Raw genomic sequence first — 18,903 nt, 5'->3', positions numbered from 1 at the left:
CGCTGCCACGCAAAGCGCAATCATTAAACACTCCCACCAGGCAGATCGTCAAAACCTTCGAATTAAGGAGATTTAAGTTCGCGCCCTACGACATTGCCATCACGTCGACTTAGTATTGGACGCAAACCAATGCCGTGACATCCAGCGAGACTATCCATGCCCCCCACACGCCGGACCTCTGACCCGTGGCGTCATGCCGTCACTTCACTCATGCTCGCCACGGCATGGACGGGCGCCGATGACAGCGACGTTGTCCGGTGGCCATCCGTGCTTCGGAAATCCCCTGCCGACGCGCGCGCCGCGATCATTACGTCGCCCAGGCCAAGCCTGACCGTTCGCGTCATCGAGCGGCTCAGCCATTGCACGGTCGCCGTGTCGTGGCACGACACCACGGCGTGTCGCTACGACGACCAGGTGTGGCGTGCAGGCGTCGCGCGCCGGTGCGGCGTGTGTGCCTTGTCGGCAGTACCGATCGTGCCCGGCGACGCGGTCTATCGTCCCGTCAACACGTCGCGCGCCCCCGTCAACGACGGCGCCATGATCCTGGCCACGCACATGGAGCATCTCGAAGACGAAACGGATGCGGTCAGCAACTAAGCGCTCTAAAATGGCACGGACCTCGGCCCCATGACCCGACCAAGCTTGCCTCCCTAGCGCCATGCACGACACCTACAGCATCGACGAATACGACCCCGAGTCGACATCGGGAGACTCGCGCACCGCAAAGCTGAAGCTTTCGCTCGAGGCGCTTGAAGTACTGGACGCCATCGACCGCACCGGCACCTTCGCCAAGGCCGCGGAGACGCTGCATCGCGTTCCGTCCGCTGTGACCTATCTCGTGCAGAAGCTCGAAAGCGATCTCGCGGTCGAAATCTTCGAGCGAAGCGGGCGTCGAGCCAGGCTTACGCATGCCGGGCGCGTCGTCGTCGAAGAAGGCCGTCGGTTGCTGCGGGCGGCCTGTCTGCTCGAAGAAAAAGCCAGGCGCATTCAGAGTGGCTGGGAAACGGAGCTCCGGGTCTGCTTCGATGAAATCCTGCCGCTCGATGTGTTCTGGCCGCAGATACGCTCCTTCTACACGCTTCATACCGACACGCGGTTGTCCTTGTCGACCGAGGTGCTCGGCGGAACGTGGGATGCGCTGATCTCGCGGCGTGCCGACCTCGTTGTCGGTGCGGCCGGCACGCCGCCGGACATTCCCAACATCGTGGTGCGGCCGATTGGAACCGTTCGGCATGTGTTCGCCATCGCGCCGCATCATCCGCTTGCGTCCGAGCCAGACCCGTTGACGGAAGACATGATTGCGGCGTATCGAGTCGCGGTGATGAGCGATACATCCCGCAACCTTTCCCCGCGCTCTGTCGGCGTGCGGCCAGGACAGCCGACCATCGCCGTCCCGACGCTCGCAGCAAAACTGGCAGCCCAATGCGAAGGCATCGCGATCGGCACGCTTCCCGAATGCACCGCGGCACCAGCCATCAAGAGCGGCAAGCTCATCGCACGCCACGTCGAGGGCTTGCGCTCGCAGACCCCCTGCCATCTCGCATGGCGCGACGACGAGGCAGGCAATGCGCTGAACTGGTGGGTTGAACAACTGGATCAAGAGGACCTCGTCGATCGCTTGACGGCTTCGATTTGATCGCACGCCTGACCCACAACCGCGACTTGGCGCACGTCACGACCTTTGATAGTAGTCGTTGAATGTGGTGCAGATGCTAAGCCAAACTCAAAGCGAAGGACATTTCAATTTTTTGACCCGCTAGTTCGAATATTTTGATCAGTCGGATGGTCGGCACTATCGGAACCCGGTGCAGAAGGCATCGGGCCCGCCTTTGCGGCGCGCCGCCCCCACACAAGTTGCGAATCAGTTTCGCCGGCAAATGCAGGACCCTCAGCGCGCCGAATACCCGCCGTCGATCGCGTCGCGCTTATCGAACGCTGCAGCGATCGCGGTCACACCGGCAGCATCAAGCTGGAGGGGCTCGCAACCCCCTCGTCCGCGAGGCGTTTGAGTTCGTGGCCATCACCCGATGACGGTGCGATGGCCACGGCTCCTGATCGAAATAGACAAGCATCCGCCCCCTGATCGCTACGATCAACAGTTTCCATTTTCCGATCGTCCGAGTTTCCACCTGTGTTCGGCTCGTCTCTATCGGGGGCGTTCGGCTGGCGCGAGCATTCGCCGTTCACCGCTTTCGCGGGTGAATGCGAATGATCGTGGATAACGCAGCGAGCATGGACGGCAAACGAATCGCAGGGATGCAATGAAAAGGGCGAAACTGAAAACAGAAGACTTGATGGGCTCACTCTTTGAAGAGAACTATCTTGTCCGGACCCTCGGCCATATCGCCCACGATCCGGAGATTGCGCTTAGAACGACCGTCTTCTTGTCTTGGACTCCATGTCTCTTGAATTCGCAGCCAGTGCCGTTGACCTTACCCCGCTGAGTGCACCATTAGTAAGTTAGTGGTTTTGCCGGTTTGGTTCTGCTGCAATTGCCGGAATTGGTCCGGCGCCAACTGCCCGAGGGCACTATGCGGGCGTACCGAGTTGTAGTCGGTACGCCATGCTTCGAATCTTTTGCGGGCGTCGTCCAAGCTGACGAACGCGTGTTGATCCAGACGCTCTTCACGCAATCGGCCGTTGAAACTCTCTATGTACGCGTTCTCGACGGGCTTACCAGTCGAGTGAACTGGAGCTTTACATCGTGTTCATGCGCCCACGCGTCCAGCGCTTTGCTCACGAACTCAGGGCCGTTGTCGACCTGTATCAAGCGGGCTTGCGTCCCTGCTCGCGCAGTCGTTCGAGCACCCGGGCGACACGAACACCGGTCAGCGAGAAATCGACTTCGATGCTCGGGCATTCGCGGTTCCAAGCATCAATGGTCGTCAGCACTCGCACGCGTCGACCGTTAAGCAGTGTGTCTGAGACGAAATCCATCGACCAGCTCTGGTCGGCTGCGTCAGGCACCGGCATGACCACGCGCAAATGACTCGGACACTTTTTGCGCCGTCTCACCCGAAGCGACAGGCCTTCCTCTCGGTACAGCCGTCCGGTGCGCTTGTGATTCGTCACCCAGCCTTCGCGTCGCAGTAGCACGTGAAGTCGGGGCGAGCCAAATCGCGGCCGCTGCCGAGCCAATTCACGCAGGCGTTCTCGCACTTCGCGATCGGCGTCTGCGCGAGCAGGCCGGCGAAACGTTCGACGGCTCAAGCCGATAAGCTCGCACGCCCGGCGCTCCGAATAACCGTGCGCATCGATCACCTGCCGCACGACTTCTCGGCGTTGCGCGGGCGAACTTACTTTTTTTCGAGCACGTCCTTCAAGACTTGGATGTCGAGCGCTTGCTCGGCGACCAGCCGCTTGAGCCGCTGGTTCTCTTCGTCCAGTTGCCGCAGGCGACGCGCCTCAGACACGTCCATGCCGCCGTAGCGACTACGCCAATAGTAGAAGGTGGCGTCAGAGATGCCGTGCTTACGGCATAAATCCGCGACCTTCATGCCCGCATCGGCTTCCTTCAGAACGCCGATGATGTGTTCTTCCGTGAACCGCGATTTCTTTATGGCAAGGTTTCTCCTGCGGCCTTGCCACTAACTTTACAGTGGGATACTTCGGCGGGGTAAGGTCAGACTGCTTTCACCAGCGCGTCAGCGCCGTTTCTTGGCATGTGCGGATCACTGACCGTTAGTTGCATATCGGCCCACGCATTGATCATGATCCCGGCAAGGCCCGCGCTGCGCCAAGCCGACGTTGTACGTTTCATGCGCAAAGATTATGTAAATAATTCGATAAAACTGGGCCGACGCGGGGCAATGCATCCAGCGGGATCTTGTCATAGTCCCAAATTGGGACTGTAGTTCACCCATGCGAATCGTAGCCAAAAGAACCCTGACCGCTTTCATTGCCGAATACCCAGACTCCGAGCAATCCATCTGGGCGTGGTACGAAGAACCATCCAGGGATGAGTGGGAGAAGCCGCAGGACATTAAGGACTAGTACTGTAACGCGAGCATCGTCGGAAACAACCGAGCGGTGTTCAACATCAAAGGTAACGACTATCTCTTGGTTGTCGCGATCGCCTACAAGGTTGGCATCATTTGAATCAAGTTCATCGGGACGCACGAGCAATACGACGCGATCGATGTAGCGATAGTCTCAATGGAGTAAAAGATGGAAGTTCGCCCCCTTCATAGGGAGGCCGACTATAGGGCCGCGCTAGCACGCGTGTCGACGCTCGTTGATATCGATCCGGACGCAGGAACGCCCGACGGCGACGAGCTCGAAATTCTCTCGATTCTCGTCGAACGTTATGAAGACGAGCATTTCCCCATGGCGCAGCCGACCCCGGTCGAGGCTATTCGTTTCCGCATGGAACAGGCAGGCCCGTCAGTCACTGACATGGCCGAATTCATCGGACCGTCGAACCGGTGTACGAGATTCTGAACGGGAACCGCCGACTCACGCTGACCATGATTCGCAAGCTGCTCGAGGGCCTCAAAATCCCAGCGGCCGTGCTAATCGGCGAGGCGGCATAATCGGCCCTCTCTATGCGCCAGCCGAACCGTTCGCAGCGGGCCGAAACGTCCCGCACAAGACGATGGGAAACCTCTGGCGCATCGAGGAGGTGACGGCGGACGGCTTAGTCTGCACCGGCAAGCTCAAAGGTTAGACGGTGAAGCGCACGTTTCAACTCGACGAGGTCGACTCCTACACGTCGTCAACCACTACCGGCCGAACGATCACTCTCAAGGGCTAACAGAGCCCATGAGAACCGACCCGTCACGCGCGCGCATAAGTCGGCGCCTTAACATCCCTTCCCGCACGCAGATCCCTTCCGACATCGGGCTGATCGACGGCGCTGGTCACTGGATCCAGCAGGAGCAGCCGGTCCGGCTCAGCGAATTCCTGCTTGCCTTTATTGAAGACGTCGGCGGCGCGATGCACTTGCCGACGTAGAAAGCGTGTATCTCCGCAGTACCGAGCGCTTGCACCCGAAGCTCAAAGATTTTTATGCTGAAACTCCTATCGCATTGTTTCTCAACCCCGAAGCTTAGGCAGGCTGCATGGGCGGCTGAACAGCGCCGATCTGGATGAAGACCTCGAGAGTGTTGAGTTCGTCCCAGTGTTCAACGAAGCGACCGTGTTGCACCCGCCAGATGTCGATCGAACGCATGACGAAGGGCCTCCCCGTCGCGGGGTAGCCGAGAAGGTTGCCGGTGTGGGTGCCCTCGTAGCGATAGCGACCGACTACACGCGAGCCATCGGCTGAAACGAAAACGTCTTCCGCGGTCACCTTTAGGTCGGGAACGCCCGCGATGATGGCCCCGAGTACTTTCTTGGAGCCTTCCAGTCCCGGCTCGGCGAATGCATTGTGGTTCACGTAGTTCGGGGCCTTGATCTCGTCGAGGCGCGATACATCGTGGTTGGACATGATCTCGGCAAAGAGGTAGCCGAGCCTGGTCAAATCAGGGGAAGTAGTGCTGTTCATGGATGAAGTCCTTTCGCGGTTAGGGGCGTGGTTCAAATCGCTGCCTGCTTCAAGGCTATATCGAGGCAAGAATATCTAGCAGTGATAGAATCATAAACTAGCAACGCTACATGTTCAAGCGCTGGTATAATTACGAGCCACAGAAACTCCTGAGGGAATCAGTGATGGGGGTCGCCGAGCGCAAGAACAGGGACCGGGAAGCACGCGAACAGCGCATCACGGCGGCGGCCCGACAAATTGCGGAGGCGGAGGGCTGGAGCGCCGTTACAGTTCGTCGCCTGGCTGACGAGATCGAGTACAGCCAGCCTGTTCTCTATTCCCACTTCAGGAACCGGGACGCGATCATCAGCGCCGTTGCGCTCGAAGGCTTTCGCGAAATCAAGACGGTGCTTCATCAAGCAGCGCACCTATCAACTGATTCCCGCCGGGCGTGCGAAAGCGTTGCGACCGCATATCTCGACTTCGCTCGCGAAAATCCCGCGCTCTACGAGGCTATGTTCATGATGCCGACCGACCTGCTTTTCGCAGAGGCCGACACTAGGTCTGAGCTTAGAAAAGCCTTCGAGGTGCTTGCAGCTGTTGTGCCATCGAGTCTGGATGTCGACGTGGCGACCGAGACGTTTTGGGCAGCCCTTCATGGGCTAGCTCAGCTCGAAAGCTCAGGCCGGATCAAGCACAGCACGCGGCTGGCCCGGGTGGCATTGCTTGTCCGCGGGCTGTTCGGATGACCGATCTTTCTACTATTTCAGACCATTCCGATCAAGTCGTTCACGCCGGCCAATCCATGCGGCGTGACAGTACGTGAACAGTAGGTGCTGAAACTCGTGCGACGTGCCGCGATCGGAGTTCACCCCATACGTTGATTGACAAACGATTGCTGCATTGAACAGGCAAGGAAGCGCACCTCTTCGTCTGGCTCGTCTTTAACGGAGGCTCGCAAAGGTCGAGCGAATATCGCTTACCAGAGCATGCGGATTTTCTAACGCAGCGAAATGGCCGCCCTGCTCGTGTTCGGCAAAGTACCGCACGTCGCTATACCGTCTTTCAACCCAGTGCCGCGATTTTCGCACCTGTTCACCAGCGAGCATGGTGAATCCAGACGGCACAGCAATGGGACGATCGAGACGAGCCGCAGAGGACCAGTTGGATCGCTTCAGTTCCCAATACAGTCGAGCTGACGAAGCCGACGTATTGGGTATCCAATACAACATGATGTCGTCGAGCATTTCGTCGAGCGTGAAGGAAGCTTCTGCGTTGCCTGCAGTGCCGCACGTGTCCTGGAACATTGCATAAATCCACGCTGCCAGCGCGACCGGAGAATCTGCGAGCGCGTAGCCTATCGTCTGCGGTCGGTTCTGCTGCACCTGGGCGTATCCGGATAGCGTGCTCCAGAAATACCGAGCACTGGCGAGCATGCTCTCTTCATCCGGCGTCGCGTCGCGCATTTCGTCCTGCGTGGGCATGAACATCGCGAAGTTCAGATGGATACCGATAAGCTCCGGGAGCGCCAGTGACGCGACTTCGTCGGTCACTCCTGCGCCAAGATCGCCACCCTGCATAGCCCAACGGTCATACCCAAGCCGTCGCATCAGTTCAACGTAAGCACGCCCAATGCGCAACATGTCCCACCCAGGTTCACGTGGCTTGTCAGAAAACCCAAATCCTGGCATCGACGGAACGACAAGGTGAAACGCCTGCCTCGGATCGTCGCCATGTGCAGCGGGATTGCTGAGCGGCGCTATCACCTTGCGGAATTCAAGTACAGAGCCGGGCCAACCATGCGCCAGCAGCAATGGAATCGCATCAGGTTCTGGTGACCGAATGTGAAGGAAGTGGATGTCTAGTCCCTCAATGGTCGTCTTGAACTGTCCGAAGTCATTCAACATCGACTCGCAGCGACGCCAGTCGTAACCCTCTATCCAATGCGCAACCAGTGCCTGCAGCTTTGAAAGTTGCGGACCTTGGCTCGTGTCATTGACGGTTTCACCGTCTGGCCAGCGTACCCGCTGCAGCCTCTCACGCAAATCGGACAATTCGTGCTCGGACACATTGAGCTGAAACGGCTGGATCAGGTTGCTCATCGCTTGCTACCTTTGGTTGCGTAGTGACGTTTCATGAAGTCGAGGAGAGATGTCGGCCGCACTGTCGGATATTGGTCATTGGCGATGTCGCGCAAGGTCCCTTCGCCCGACATCATGGGTAGCAGATACTGCAGCGGCAGCATTGCCATCGGATGAGCACCGGCCTTCGCCATTCGCCGTAGTTCGGCATATCCGTCCGCGATCGAGCCTCGACGCACCCGATGAAGCTCCTTGCCCGTTGCAACTGCATAGTCATCTGCAATCTGGGCAATGGTGCGGCGGTCGCCTGCCACGGACACCATCCGGTTGTCCGACGCCGGATCCTCGACAGCAGCTACTGTCCAGGCTGCAACGTCACTCACGGAGGTGAAATCGAGGGCCACTTCGTCGTCGCCCCAGTAAGTGATCGTGCCCGCATCGGCGTCGATCAGGCCAGGACTGGAGAACACGGCCTCCATGAATCCACCGTTCAGGATGTGGGTATAGCCGATGCCACTCGGCGCGATCTCGCGATCGAAGGTCCGCCGCATGTCGAGATAGGGGTTAATGCCTTCAGGAATTGAAAACAGGTTCTCAGAAAAGTCCGACGGAACAAATCGCCCGACGTCCGACGCGAGCGCTGCCTCAAGCAAACGGGACTGGCCATCAATGATGGTCTCAGGGCCCCCCTGAACTGCTGAAATAACGGTACCGACGCCGGCGCAGGCGTGCTTAAGGCTGAGCGGGTCGTCCAGGTCCATATTGACGACGGTCACGCCGTTCGCTATCCACCCCCTTGCGCGATTGGCATGTTTGCCTACTGAACCGCCGCGAACACCCGCACGGATCTCACTGGCGGGCCGGGTGCGAAGCAACGCATCAATGATCCGGTGTCCAAGATTGCCGCCGGCGCTAGCAACCAGATAGCTCGTGCGTGTGTTTTCCATGACTTCCTCGGTTCCTCGCGATGCGGGTGCATGACGTTGAGAAGAAGTCTAGGTTGTTCCGCGTTTGCACATAAGATAGCCAAATCGCGACTCGCTGTTCCGGAAAACGACACGAAATGGACCAGGCCGACCTCATCATATTTCTTCGATTGGCTGACAGCGGAAGCCTTTCAGGCACGGCACGGTCGCTGAAGACCCCCAAATCGTCCGTAAGCCGGGCGCTCGTACGTTTAGAGACGGAGATTGGATCAGCGCTCTTTGACCGGTCCACACGCCACTTCAGGCTAACTGACGCGGGAAAACTGCTGCTGCCCTACGCGTCGCGGGCAGTTCACGACCTGCAGGAAGCGCAAGCGATCATTGATGGCTACGGGGGGGAACCTCGCGGACTTTTGCGCGTCAACGCGACGCAATCGTTCGCACAGGGACTAATTGCGCCCATGCTGCCTGAGTTTCTCGACCGGTATCCGGAGCTGGCTGTCGAGATAACCACGGACTCAAATTACGTCGACATTGCGCGCGAAGGTATCGACGTATCGGTGCGCGTCGGCACACTTCCTGACTCGTCGCTCATCGCGCGCAGACTGGCACCGGTCGAATTGTGGCTATGCGCAAGTCCATCCTACCTGGCGCGATCGGGCGTTCCGATGGAGGCAGCTGAACTTCATGGACATAGGCTCGTCGTTCGGGAAGCACTCACGAGTTGGGTTTTTCAGGATGGCCAAACGGGACTGACCATACAGCCGCGCGGTAGGGCAATCATCCCTGACGTGGCTGTGCAGAAGATCGTTCTTGAAAGCGGCGGCGGGATTGGCTTTCTTCCAAGCTACCTCGCAGCGCCGGCCTTGACGGCAGGTACCCTGGTGCGAGTACTCCCGTCATTGAGACGGCAACCCATTGAGCTTCACGCGCTGTATCCGACACATCGCAGCATGTCAGCGAAGGTCCGCGCCTTCATTGATGCACTTATTCGTCACCTCGATACAGTGCAGCTAACGTCCTCGCGCGAATGGCAACCGTAGTCCGGCAGGCGAAGGCTAGCACGTCGTTAGCGGCAAGAGACTCGCGGAACAAAATCACGGACCGAGCGTCGCTAATTTGCTTCCACGGATCCTCGAATTCTCCGCCCGTTTGCCGGTCAAATGTCCGGCATTGGCACCGAACTCCGCCGTTGCGATGAGACGCCTCTTCAAGCGGCGACCGGTGCTGCGCAGAAACCGAGTTCATCCGTCGAATGACGTTTCTCGATTAGCCCAGTAAGGGGAAGGTCGCTGCCGTCCAATCTCGCAGGACGGCGAACACGGCGCACCGCGCAGCGAGTTATAGGTCCAGCCGCTGTTCGATCATCCGCTTCCACGGTACCAGCGAGAAGCCCACGCCGTCATCGAGCACCACGTAGCTCCGGTGGCAAGCATGATGGAACGCCGATAGATGCCAGTGGCGCGCTAACCGTGGCCCCTCCTGCCGAACTTGCGCGTCCGCAGCGCAGACAGACTGGCTGATGCGTGCTCTGCAGGCGCAACTATGCCCTCAGGAACAAGGCGAACTCGTGGCTGCAGTGAAGCTGCTGCAGCGCCTCGCCGAATTCTGAACCAACACCATCCGTTTCAGGCAATGGCATGGCCCTTACCACGCTCGCCCCGAATACCACCCTTGTCATCGTTGACCTGCAAAAAGCCATCGTCGGCTCCCCTTTCATTCATCCCATTGACGGGATCGTGGATCGTGCGCGCGCGCTGCTCGATGCATTTCGTGAACGCGGCCTGCCAGTCGTTCTCGTCAACGTCGCCGGCATAGCGCCGGGGCGTACCGAGCGACCGCGCCACAGCAGATCGTTCCCGGCGGGGTGGACTGACTTCATCCCCGAACTCAATCAGCAGCCCAGCGATATCGTCGTGACAAAGCGAACCTGGGGCGCGTTCACCAACACCGGTCTCGAAAACCAGCTAAAGACACTGGGCGTCACCCAGATCGTCATCACGGCTGTCGCCACCGGGACTGGCGTCGAGGCGACCGCGCGTCAGGCGTACGAGCATGGCTTCAATGTCACCCTGGCCCTCGACGCCATGACGGACGCACGTTCCGAGGCGCATGACTACAGCATCAAGAACGTTTTTCCGGAACTGGGGGAAACGGGCACGGCTCAAGACGTCATCGACCTGCTGTCAAAAAGGAGCGCCTGAAAATGGTATGGCTTCATCTCGTCTCCTACTTCTTCGGCGGTGCATTTCTCACGAACGCTGCGCCGCACTTCGTCGCCGGCATAATGGGAGAACCATTCCAGAGCCCATTCGCGAAACCGTCAGGACAAGGGCTATCCTCATCAACGGTGAACGTGCTCTGGGGGTTCTTCAATCTGGCTATCGACTACGCGCTCATTTGCCGCATCGGTGACTTCGACCTGAGGCACACGAGCGACGCCATCGCATTCGGGCTCGGCATCCTGGCCATCGGGCTACTATCCGCGCGGCTATTTGGCCGCTTCCACGGCGGCGATACGCCAGAGCATTCATGAGCGCGGCGGCAACGGGCGTCTTCCGTTCGCTGAGAAACGTCAACTACCGGATCTGGGCGGCCGGGGCCCTGGTTTCCAACGTCGGGACGTGGATGCAGCGCACGGCTCAGGACTGGCTGGCCCTCACCCAACTGACCCGTCACAATGCATCGGCCGTGGGCACGGTCATGGCGCTCCAGTTCGGCCCACAACTCCTGCTCCTTCCCTGGACCGGCTTCGCGGCCGATCACTACAACCAGCGCAAGCTCCTGATAGCGACCCAGGCGACGATGGGCGTTCTTGCCTTGGTGCTGGGGCTTCTCACCGTCACGGGTAGCGTCCAGCTAAGGTGCGAGCAAAACTGACCCACTGAGGGTGCGAAAAAACTTGGACTACCTAGAGGTAGTCCATGCACTCGTACGAAGACCGCGTAAACGCCGTTCGGCTTTATCTGAAGTTGGGGAAGCGCGAATTTGCCCCGTGAACGTCCGGGCACAGCAGCCCGCCTAAAAAAGCGGGTAGGCATACGACGTCAGGAGGCTTGCATAAGAATAGGATGTAGCGGCGAGCACCGACCCAACGAATCCGATACGTCGGATGTGGGCGGTGATTGTCGATAGGGACGACGTCGCGGTTGATTTCAGGGCACTGGATGGACTGCAGCAGAGGCGTGAACTATCGAAGTCTACCTGCCGGATGACCGAGGTGAGCGAGACGCCGAAACTCGGCTCTGCGGTCTGCGCTGCTTTGCGAGGAGAGGCTGGCACAGTCATTCGCAAAACTCTCGAAGTATCACGAGCGATAGCTCCCTGGCCGGTGTACTACACAGCAACGAGCATTCCACCAGCTTCCAAGTGCCATCACTCACATCACTGCGATTGCTCAGGAGACGGTCTGTGCAAAAATGGTTCGGTCGATAGCGTTCAGTGGCCGATGAAGTCTCACGAGTCGACGTTACCGACGAGCAGGCGAACGTCCAAAATGGCTGCGGATTTGAGACGGACAGCAGTCGGCAGGCCGACTCGGTTGCGCCGGAAAAGGAAAACGCCCGCCGCCAAGGGCAGTGCATCAAGTCGGCGAGACGAAGTTCGTTGACCTTCGGCAGCCAGCTCTCACTCTTCGTTCACACCGTAACGTTGTCGAGTTCCGGGATGCCACTTTGGCGGTCGGCGTAGGCGGCCTTGACGCTCGGGCGTTGTTGCCAACGCTTCCAGTAGGCATTCAGGAATTCGAAGCGCTCATCGAGTGGAGTAGCATTCACCGGGAACTTCGAGAACGCGATCGCGGTTGCGAGCGTGATGTCTGCAAAAGTGGGTTCTTCGCCACCGAGTAACCATTTACGGCCGTCTGACAGATGCTTGTTGACCAGCGCGGCGCGGGCCAATGCTTCCTTGCGGCAATGCTCGCCCCATGCCTCATTCTTAGTCAGCTCGAGCTTGAAGCCGAGACCGGTGTGCAGCACATGGAAGGCGGTGACAATTCGGTACAGGATGTGGCAAGCAACTCTTTGTACGTCGACATGCGTTTAATCCTCCAAGTTGGGGTCTAGATTATATCGAGGGACGAGGCTGGTCGAGCCAGCGTGTTTAGCGCACGCGTGAGTCGCTTCTCCGAACTATAGATGTTAGAGAGCGAATGGACGAACAGGTCCTGAATGGTCTTTCGAGAAGCCGCGTCTGCTTCCAAGAGGGAGTCAAATGGAACCAGCCCCAACGCCTATGCACCGTTGATGCCTCGAACGAACAAGCGGTCGGCATGGCGGTGGGGCACGGTTGCGCCCTCGGTTGCTTCGGTCAAGCATTACGTCGGTTAAATGGAAGCGGCTGACTCCTCTAAGCGCCGGCGGGAGGATTCATCCCAGATATCCCGGCAGCCCGCGAGCTTCTTTTGACTTCGCCAAATTCATCGCTGCCCGAATCGCTGATGCAAATTCGGCATCGGATGAGGGGCGCTGGATTCGAGCGCGAAAGAAGTCAGCCCATCGGAATTCGGCCAGTGCAGCCCCAGTGTTTTCGAACCCGCCGCGGTCTCTCACCGCAGCGGCCAAGCTACGAAAATCGTCGTCTTGCATATCAACAAGGGTCTCGGGCATGTCCTGAAAAGCGATTCTTCGGCCGTCCTTGTCATAGGGGTGCGTCCATTTCCGGTCCTCCAACTGTAGCCAAAAGTCCGAGAACGAACACTTGGACAGCTCGAGTTCAAGCACGTACGGGACCGATTCCACGGCTATGCTCCACAGCGCCGCGGCGACGTGATGATTGTCGATGACATACAAACGGTCGTCCGGTCCCAAAACCACGGGTATTGGCTTTTCCGCAATGGCCATTTGCAGGTCGTGCTCGCCAAGGCGCTCATATTCCTGAGCCTTTTGCTGGACTTCCTTGAGTCCGTACACAGCCTGTGTCGGCCGAAGTTGGTCGAGTCGCGCATCCATTTCGTCGCTTCCTTCTCGCGTGTCAGCTAGCCGCGACGAAGCAAAGGACGTACCGCCGACAACACATTGAGCCGAGGGCTTGCCGGGGCGTTCACCGCAGGCGATGCCCCGGTGCAATTGCGCTCACATGCCATGCGGCAATCGCGTTGAGACAACGCAACATCAAGACGCCTACATGAAGGCTGGCCCCCCTTGAAAGTACGTCTGTCATTCGCTTCAAGAGGCCTACCAAGGTCGAGGCATTCTGGGAAAACGTGGTGCGGGAGCGGCCGCTGTCTCCATTTTCGACAGAGACGGCAGGCCGGCGGACCGCTACATTGCGTTACCGTGGTGAACCGTTTCTGCTTCGGGCGGTGGCATGCTCGAATTGGATTTGTCAGCAACGCGAATGCCGAATAATGCGGCATGCGGAGCACGCCACGCGGCTCGCCGGGAATGCGGGCAAAGACGCCATCATGCACGTTACCAAGCAGCGCGACAGGACCTTCCGAAAACGGAAGAAAGGCCCGGATATCACCCAGATAGCGACGACGATAGCAGCGGACCCAAAGGTGTCAACGGCACTCCGGAATTGATACAGCGACTTCCGGCATCGGCACTTTAGATTTGATACACCGATTTGTGGTGTTATTGCGGTGCCGGCCGCGCTCAGTGGGCGTCGTCCTCCTTTGGCACAGCCGATCTCTTCGAGACCAACCCGGCCCGTCGTTTCTCGCGTAGCCGGTAGCTCTCCCCTTGGATGGCCACGACGTGAGCGTGATGCAAGAGCCGATCAAGCATCGCGGCAGTCAGCGTTGCGTCGTCGGCGAACGTCTGATCCCATTGCCCGAACGGAAGGTTGCTGGTCACGATCAGACTGCCGCGCTCGTATCGTTTGGCAATCACCTGGAAGAACAGGTTGGCTTGCTCGCGACTCATGGGCAGGTATCCGATCTCATCGATGATCAACAGTCGGTACGGATTCACGAATCGTTTGAGCGCGTCGCCGAGCTGATTTTGTCGATGCGCCGTTGTCAATATCATCAGCAGATCCGCCGCCGTGATGAAGCGCACCTTGATGCCCGCCTGCGTCGCGGCATAGCCCAGTGCCATCGCGATGTGCGTTTTGCCCGTGCCGCTCGGTCCGAGCAATACGACGTTCTCGTTGCGCTCCAGGAAGGCAAGGCTCGACAGCTCTTGAACCTGCGATCTCGGCACGCCGCTAGCGATGGCGAAGTCGAAGCCATCCAGAGTCTTGATCGCCGGGAAGCCTGCCAGGCGTGCGAACGTCGCTCGCTGCCGCACGAGCCGCGCCGTGTGCTCGGCCTTCAACACCGACTCCAGGAACTCGGTCAGGTTGATCTCGTCGGCGATGGCCTTCTGAGCCAAATGCGGCAGCACGTCAGCGACCGTCGAGAGCTTGAGTTGGGCACATAGCTGCGCCACACGTTCATGTGCGACGTTCATGCGGCAACCCGAATCAACTGGTCATACACCGACAGCGGGTGCTGCAGCGGAGAGAGCCAGTCGTGGAATCGCTCACGCAACTCTTGCCCGCTCGCCGGCGTCGTTGCTGGCAACAAGGCCGGATACGGCGGCGGCAGACTCTGCAATGCCTTCTGCTCCACAAGCAACTGTTCGCCCGGCTTGAGCTTGGTTGTCCCATGTACCCGCATGTGTGCGACCTCGCGCAGCCAGCGCCACACTTGAGTGTTGGCTGTCGTCACGTCTAGCTCAACACTCGCCGCCTTGAACTGAGCGGCCAACGGTACGTAGAAACTGCGGCGCAAATAGCCGTTCATCCGTTCGACTTTGCCCTTGGTCTTGGCGCGGTACGGCTGACACAGCTCGGGTTGGAACCCATAGTGCCGAGCAAAGTCGAGAAACCCAGGTTGGAAGCGATGCTGCTTCGGACCATATGCGTCTCGCTCAACTACGACAGTCTTCATATTGTCGTAGAGCCCTCGCCGAGGCACGCCGCCGAACCAATCGAAACAATTGGCATGGCACGTCAGCAAAGTATCGAGTCGCATGTCGGAAACGAACTCGACGTACGCCGCGCGGCTGTAGCCGAGAGTGGCGACGAACGCGAACAGGTTCGCACCTTTGCGCCTGCGGAACTCGACCCAATCCACCTGCATTTGATCGCCTGCAGCAGTTTCGAATCGCACGAGCGGATCGGGTGGTTGCGCGGGGCGCAGCGTAGCCACGAATTTGCGCACGACCCGCTCGCCGCCGCCAAACCCCATCGCCTGAATCTCGCGCCACAGGACTGTCGCCGGAATCCACTCGGGTGCCGCTGCCGCTACGCGTTCTCGTAGATAGGCTTCGTACGGAACCAGTATCGACTCACGTGGCGTCGTTGCAGGCCGAAACGTCGGCGCGTCCTGCGCCGCCAAGTACTTCCTCACCGTGTTGACTGAGCAGCCAACCTCACAAGCTATGGCGCGAAGGCTCTTGCCCTGTTTGTGCAATATCTTGATCTGCATGTATCCCTCGTACGAGACCATCGCCGCTCAAAGCGGCCATTATCCCTTCGTCGAGGTGTATCAATTCCTCAGTGCCGACTGTGTATCAATTTACCAGTGCCGCTGACAAAGGCGACGGGGAAGTCGGGTGACTAGACTGCTGCCTGTGTACGCCGGGCTTGATGCGCCCGGAACGATATTGAGACGGTCCGAAGAGTTTGCATTTTGGAATATTTTTATCGCGACCTCCGGTGAAGATGGTGCAACTTCCCGTTGCCCCTCCATTCAGGAAAATTCGAACCGCAGGACGAGATGCGTCAACTCGACTTGCTACGAGTACGTGTGCTGACGAATTCACAATCGTGCGGCACCGCGATATCCGCGCCTAAGCCGGGAGGACCTGACTCGGCCTGAAGGCCCGTCACAGATGCGATGGGCTCAACTTGACCTTCCGACGGCGGGACACGGACATCGTTGCCCGTCGAAACAGCATGCCGGGACGCGCCCTTGCTCCGCGCTGCTACGTACATTACAGTCGAAAACGATGACCCTGGGGTCGGCGTCATTGCTGTAATTTCTTCACCGATAACGCCTCGGCGTCACTCTGACCGGCTGCGAGTTCGTCGCGAACATTCGACGCGTAGAGCGACAGCATCTTGAAGCCCGACGAGGACGTGCCACGCGCAGATGGAACTGGGACATGGGTTCAGAACCTCCGCAACCAAAATCCTTCACCCTCGACGACTATGAGCTTGTGACGGGATACGCGGTGGTGAATAGCACGTCGTACGTCGGCAGGCTAACAGTAGTTCGCCATCCCAGAAAGACCATCTACCCATATGACGGTGCCGACGTTATCGGGCCTTACCGGACGGGGTACGAAGCGAAGGCGGCCGCGCAGGCATTGGGAGAGCGCATCGTGGCCAACGACATAGCCACACCAGAATCATGACCAGCGAAGCACGGCCCACGCACTGGCGTATCGCGCAGCCCGAGACACTCAAAAAGGCACGCGTCACAGTGGGATGCGTGCACAATATTGGCGACTATTCCCGGACCCCACGCCCGACGCGCGTACGAACCATCCTCGATATTTCGGCGAGCCGATAGGGCTTGTCGACAAATGTGAATCCGGACAGAGAGCCGTGCTCCTTTTCGAGGACACGGACCGGAAACCCCGAGGCCAAAATTGTCTGGACCGATGGCCACTTCGCCGCCGCCGTCCTTGCCAGCGCCAGCCCGCTGGTCCCTCCGGATAAAACCACGTCCGTGAACAGCACATCAACGGGATGTGATTCGAGAAGACGAAGTGCCTCGTCTGCATTGGCAGCTGCCAACGTCTCGAAGCCGATAGTCTGAAATAGCGTCGTGGCCGAATCGAGAAGGTCGGGTTCGTCCTCAACGATGAGGGCGAACTCGGGACGGTGCCGGATTTTGATAACAGGCTGCACCTCCTCCCCGCTGTCGGCAATAGGTAGATACAGCGAAACCGTCGTTCCGAATCCCTCCTTGCTTTCAATGGTGACGTGCCCTCCAGACTGGGCAATGAAGCCGTACACTTGGCTGAGTCCTAGGCCCGTCCCTTTGCCGACATCCTTGGTCGTAAAGAACGGCTCAAACGCTCGCTGCATGACCTCCTCCGGCATGCCTTCGCCGGTGTCTGCAACCCGAAGCAAGACGTATCGTCCGCTCGGTAGCTCTGCGATTTCGCGGTCTTTTAAGCTGACGACGTCGCCTCGGACTGAAATCCGACCACCCCGAGGCATTGCATCCCTTGCATTGACCACGAGGTTTAAAAGTGAGGCCTCGAACCGAGCGGCGTCGATGGACACGACCATTGGCTGGTGTTCCATTTCAACAGTCATTTCGATGGAGCTGTCGACCGCGCGGCGCAAAACGGTCTCGAACGTCGTCACGAGCTCACGCAAATCTTGCTGCTCGGCCTGGAGCGGCTGCTGTCTGGCGAATGCAAGAAGCTGCTGGGTCAAGGTGGCGCCGCGCTCGGTGGCTCGGCGCATGCCGTCCAGAAGCTTCCGGTCGGTGTGGCTGTGCTCGCGCAAAGAGAGCACATCGAGGCTATTGGATATGACTGCAAGCAAGTTGTTGAAGTCGTGTGCGACCCCGCCGGTGAGCTTCCCCAAGGCATCCATCTTCTGCGCTTGGAACAGCGCAGCATTGGCAGCCTCGAGCGCTTCGGCCGCGAGTTTGCGTTCGGTCACGTCGCGCGTCACTTTGGCGAAACCGAGCACCTCGCCTTGAGCTCCGAAGATGGCGTCAATGACGACGTGCGCCCAGAATCGTGTGCCGTCCTTGCGGACGCGCCATCCTTCGTTTTCAAACTTGCCTGTGCGACGCGCGGTGGCAAGCGCCGTCGCCGGCAGCCCACGCTCGATATCTTCCGGCGTGTAGAACTTCGAGAAATGCTGGCCGACTATCTCGTGCGCTTTGTAGCCCTTGATTCGCTCTGCGCCCAGGTTCCAGTTGGTCACAATACCGTCTGGAGACAACTTAAAAATCGCGTAGTCCGTGACTCCCTGAACGAGGAGTTGAAACTGCCGCTCGCTCTCCTGAAGGGCTATCTGCGCTTCGTGCTTGTCGGTAATGTCGCGCGTGATTTTGGCGAAGCCTACGAGCTCACCATCCTCGTCTCGAATGGGGTCGACTACCACGCTAGCCCAGAAACGCGTGCCGTCTTTGCGAAGACGCCAACCTTCCGATTCGAATTTCCCTTCCTCAAGTGCGATACGCAAGGTGCGTTGCGGCATGCCGGCCGCTCTGTCTTCTTCCGTGTAAAAACGGGAGAAGTGATGTCCCAAGATTTCCGGCTCGGTGTACCCCTTGAACCGTTGAGCCCCTGTGTTCCAGCTCACGACATGTCCCGTCGGCGACAGCATGTAGACGGCGTAATCACGAACCCCGTCTATGAGAATCTGCAGCGCCTCGGAACGCGACAATGACGACAAAGACTGTCCAGATTTCATTCGTTTGCGTGGCTAAAGACGAATTGAGACGAGGTTAGGCGTCACCATCCTACCA

The 18,903-nt window shown here is 58.9% G+C and carries 15 protein-coding genes and 7 pseudogenes; 12 read left to right on the top strand and 10 right to left on the bottom strand.

The genetic code is table 11. The annotated features are described in order from the left end of the window. Positions 1–156 precede the first annotated feature (156 nt). A complete protein-coding gene (locus tag ACMFWR_RS32015; RefSeq protein ID WP_413197426.1) occupies positions 157–597 on the top strand; it encodes a DUF3331 domain-containing protein in 441 nt (146 codons plus the stop codon). 130 nt (positions 598–727) lie between these two features. After that, positions 728–1,636 carry a LysR family transcriptional regulator gene (locus tag ACMFWR_RS32010; RefSeq protein WP_413197770.1) on the top strand — a complete coding sequence of 303 codons (909 nt, stop codon included), beginning with the start codon at positions 728–730 and terminating at the stop codon, positions 1,634–1,636. 796 nt (positions 1,637–2,432) lie between these two features. Here the strand turns inward: ACMFWR_RS32010 and ACMFWR_RS32005 are convergent. Continuing rightward, positions 2,433–3,560, bottom strand: a pseudogene (locus ACMFWR_RS32005) (IS3 family transposase). A 301-nt stretch (positions 3,561–3,861) separates the two neighbouring features. On the opposite strand from ACMFWR_RS32005, the pseudogene ACMFWR_RS32000 reads away from it, so the two are divergent. The 3 genes and pseudogenes from ACMFWR_RS32000 to ACMFWR_RS31990 all read left to right on the top strand — a co-directional run bounded on the left by ACMFWR_RS32000 (position 3,862) and on the right by ACMFWR_RS31990 (position 4,953). Next, positions 3,862–4,164 (top strand): annotated as a pseudogene (locus tag ACMFWR_RS32000) (type II toxin-antitoxin system HigB family toxin). A 3-nt stretch (positions 4,165–4,167) separates the two neighbouring features. Then, positions 4,168–4,532: pseudogene (locus ACMFWR_RS31995) on the top strand (helix-turn-helix domain-containing protein). A gap of 229 nt (positions 4,533–4,761) precedes the next feature. Further along, on the top strand, positions 4,762–4,953 hold the full coding sequence (locus ACMFWR_RS31990) for a hypothetical protein (RefSeq protein ID WP_413197776.1): 192 nt from the start codon (positions 4,762–4,764) through the stop codon (positions 4,951–4,953). Positions 4,954–5,047: 94 nt separating this feature from the next. Here the strand turns inward: ACMFWR_RS31990 and ACMFWR_RS31985 are convergent, their stop codons facing one another. Then, complete coding sequence (locus ACMFWR_RS31985) at positions 5,048–5,485, bottom strand: ester cyclase (protein WP_413197425.1); 438 nt, start codon at positions 5,483–5,485, stop codon at positions 5,048–5,050. A 164-nt stretch (positions 5,486–5,649) separates the two neighbouring features. Between ACMFWR_RS31985 and ACMFWR_RS31980 the strand changes: the two genes are divergently transcribed. Further along, positions 5,650–6,213, top strand: coding sequence for a TetR/AcrR family transcriptional regulator (locus ACMFWR_RS31980; protein WP_413197769.1), 564 nt, complete (start codon positions 5,650–5,652; stop codon positions 6,211–6,213). Positions 6,214–6,408: 195 nt separating this feature from the next. Here the strand turns inward: ACMFWR_RS31980 and ACMFWR_RS31975 are convergent, their stop codons facing one another. Beyond that, complete coding sequence (locus ACMFWR_RS31975) at positions 6,409–7,566, bottom strand: epoxide hydrolase family protein (protein ID WP_413197424.1); 1,158 nt, start codon at positions 7,564–7,566, stop codon at positions 6,409–6,411. Further along, the gene (locus ACMFWR_RS31970) at positions 7,563–8,492 is read right to left on the bottom strand and encodes an NmrA family NAD(P)-binding protein (protein WP_413197423.1); all 930 of its coding nucleotides are present in this window, start codon (positions 8,490–8,492) and stop codon (positions 7,563–7,565) included. The genes ACMFWR_RS31975 and ACMFWR_RS31970 overlap by 4 nt, the downstream gene beginning before the upstream one ends. 116 nt (positions 8,493–8,608) lie before the next feature. Between ACMFWR_RS31970 and ACMFWR_RS31965 the strand changes: the two genes are divergently transcribed. Then, positions 8,609–9,514, top strand: coding sequence for a LysR substrate-binding domain-containing protein (locus ACMFWR_RS31965; protein WP_413197422.1), 906 nt, complete (start codon positions 8,609–8,611; stop codon positions 9,512–9,514). A 307-nt stretch (positions 9,515–9,821) separates the two neighbouring features. On the opposite strand, the pseudogene ACMFWR_RS31960 reads toward ACMFWR_RS31965, so the two are convergent. Further along, a pseudogene (locus ACMFWR_RS31960) lies at positions 9,822–9,937 on the bottom strand (DUF3363 domain-containing protein); the annotation flags it as partial. Between the two features lie 35 nt (positions 9,938–9,972). On the opposite strand from ACMFWR_RS31960, the pseudogene ACMFWR_RS31955 reads away from it, so the two are divergent. From ACMFWR_RS31955 to ACMFWR_RS31940, 4 genes and pseudogenes are all read left to right on the top strand, one after another. Further along, positions 9,973–10,083 (top strand): annotated as a pseudogene (locus ACMFWR_RS31955) (MarR family transcriptional regulator); the annotation flags it as partial. A 28-nt stretch (positions 10,084–10,111) separates the two neighbouring features. Then, on the top strand, positions 10,112–10,675 hold the full coding sequence (locus ACMFWR_RS31950) for an isochorismatase family protein (protein ID WP_413197421.1): 564 nt from the start codon (positions 10,112–10,114) through the stop codon (positions 10,673–10,675). A gap of 2 nt (positions 10,676–10,677) precedes the next feature. After that, a complete protein-coding gene (locus tag ACMFWR_RS31945; RefSeq protein ID WP_413197420.1) occupies positions 10,678–11,007 on the top strand; it encodes a hypothetical protein in 330 nt (109 codons plus the stop codon). Further along, positions 11,004–11,333 (top strand): annotated as a pseudogene (locus tag ACMFWR_RS31940) (MFS transporter); the annotation flags it as partial. The gene ACMFWR_RS31945 and the pseudogene ACMFWR_RS31940, both read left to right, overlap by 4 nt. Before the next feature lie 776 nt (positions 11,334–12,109). On the opposite strand, the pseudogene ACMFWR_RS31935 reads toward ACMFWR_RS31940, so the two are convergent. From ACMFWR_RS31935 to istA, 4 genes and pseudogenes are all read right to left on the bottom strand, one after another. Then, positions 12,110–12,493, bottom strand: a pseudogene (locus ACMFWR_RS31935) (glutathione S-transferase family protein); the annotation flags it as partial. A gap of 345 nt (positions 12,494–12,838) precedes the next feature. Beyond that, positions 12,839–13,420, bottom strand: a complete 582-nt coding sequence (locus ACMFWR_RS31930; protein ID WP_413197419.1) for a ParB-like protein — start codon at positions 13,418–13,420, stop codon at positions 12,839–12,841. Positions 13,421–14,068: 648 nt separating this feature from the next. Continuing rightward, complete coding sequence (gene istB, locus ACMFWR_RS31925; RefSeq protein ID WP_413193416.1) at positions 14,069–14,866, bottom strand: IS21-like element helper ATPase IstB; 798 nt, start codon at positions 14,864–14,866, stop codon at positions 14,069–14,071. After that, positions 14,863–15,888 (bottom strand): IS21 family transposase, encoded by a 1,026-nt coding sequence (gene istA / locus ACMFWR_RS31920; protein WP_413193415.1) that lies wholly within the window; start codon positions 15,886–15,888, stop codon positions 14,863–14,865. Before istA ends, istB begins: the two co-directional genes overlap by 4 nt. Positions 15,889–16,567: 679 nt before the next feature. On the opposite strand from istA, the gene ACMFWR_RS31915 reads away from it, so the two are divergent. After that, positions 16,568–16,819: a DUF6723 family protein gene (locus ACMFWR_RS31915; protein ID WP_413197418.1), complete on the top strand. Its 252-nt coding sequence runs from the start codon at positions 16,568–16,570 to the stop codon at positions 16,817–16,819. 94 nt (positions 16,820–16,913) lie between these two features. Here ACMFWR_RS31915 and ACMFWR_RS31910 read toward each other — a convergent pair whose 3' ends face one another. Beyond that, complete coding sequence (locus ACMFWR_RS31910; RefSeq protein WP_413197417.1) at positions 16,914–18,848, bottom strand: PAS domain S-box protein; 1,935 nt, start codon at positions 18,846–18,848, stop codon at positions 16,914–16,916. Between the last annotated feature and the right edge of the window lie 55 nt (positions 18,849–18,903).

The sequence above is a fragment of the Pararobbsia alpina genome, assembly GCF_965118125.1.
Lineage (GTDB): Bacteria > Pseudomonadota > Gammaproteobacteria > Burkholderiales > Burkholderiaceae > Pararobbsia > Pararobbsia alpina_A.
The sequence above is the reverse complement of the archived record's forward strand: the minus strand, read 5'-3'. Positions and strand labels throughout refer to the sequence as shown.

Excerpts from the sequence above, each read along its gene's own strand:
- ACMFWR_RS31930 (WP_413197419.1), bottom strand. The coding sequence starts at position 13,420 with ATGGATGCGCGACTCGACCAACTTCGGCCGACACAGGCTGTGTACGGA.
- istA (WP_413193415.1), bottom strand. The coding sequence starts at position 15,888 with ATGCAGATCAAGATATTGCACAAACAGGGCAAGAGCCTTCGCGCCATA.
- ACMFWR_RS31980 (WP_413197769.1), top strand. The coding sequence starts at position 5,650 with ATGGGGGTCGCCGAGCGCAAGAACAGGGACCGGGAAGCACGCGAACAG.
- istB (WP_413193416.1), bottom strand. The coding sequence starts at position 14,866 with ATGAACGTCGCACATGAACGTGTGGCGCAGCTATGTGCCCAACTCAAG.
- ACMFWR_RS31965 (WP_413197422.1), top strand. The coding sequence starts at position 8,609 with ATGGACCAGGCCGACCTCATCATATTTCTTCGATTGGCTGACAGCGGA.
- ACMFWR_RS31985 (WP_413197425.1), bottom strand. The coding sequence starts at position 5,485 with ATGAACAGCACTACTTCCCCTGATTTGACCAGGCTCGGCTACCTCTTT.
- ACMFWR_RS31945 (WP_413197420.1), top strand. The coding sequence starts at position 10,678 with ATGGTATGGCTTCATCTCGTCTCCTACTTCTTCGGCGGTGCATTTCTC.
- ACMFWR_RS31975 (WP_413197424.1), bottom strand. The coding sequence starts at position 7,566 with ATGAGCAACCTGATCCAGCCGTTTCAGCTCAATGTGTCCGAGCACGAA.
- ACMFWR_RS31990 (WP_413197776.1), top strand. The coding sequence starts at position 4,762 with ATGAGAACCGACCCGTCACGCGCGCGCATAAGTCGGCGCCTTAACATC.
- ACMFWR_RS31970 (WP_413197423.1), bottom strand. The coding sequence starts at position 8,492 with ATGGAAAACACACGCACGAGCTATCTGGTTGCTAGCGCCGGCGGCAAT.
- ACMFWR_RS31910 (WP_413197417.1), bottom strand. The coding sequence starts at position 18,848 with ATGAAATCTGGACAGTCTTTGTCGTCATTGTCGCGTTCCGAGGCGCTG.
- ACMFWR_RS32015 (WP_413197426.1), top strand. The coding sequence starts at position 157 with ATGCCCCCCACACGCCGGACCTCTGACCCGTGGCGTCATGCCGTCACT.
- ACMFWR_RS31915 (WP_413197418.1), top strand. The coding sequence starts at position 16,568 with ATGGGTTCAGAACCTCCGCAACCAAAATCCTTCACCCTCGACGACTAT.
- ACMFWR_RS31950 (WP_413197421.1), top strand. The coding sequence starts at position 10,112 with ATGGCCCTTACCACGCTCGCCCCGAATACCACCCTTGTCATCGTTGAC.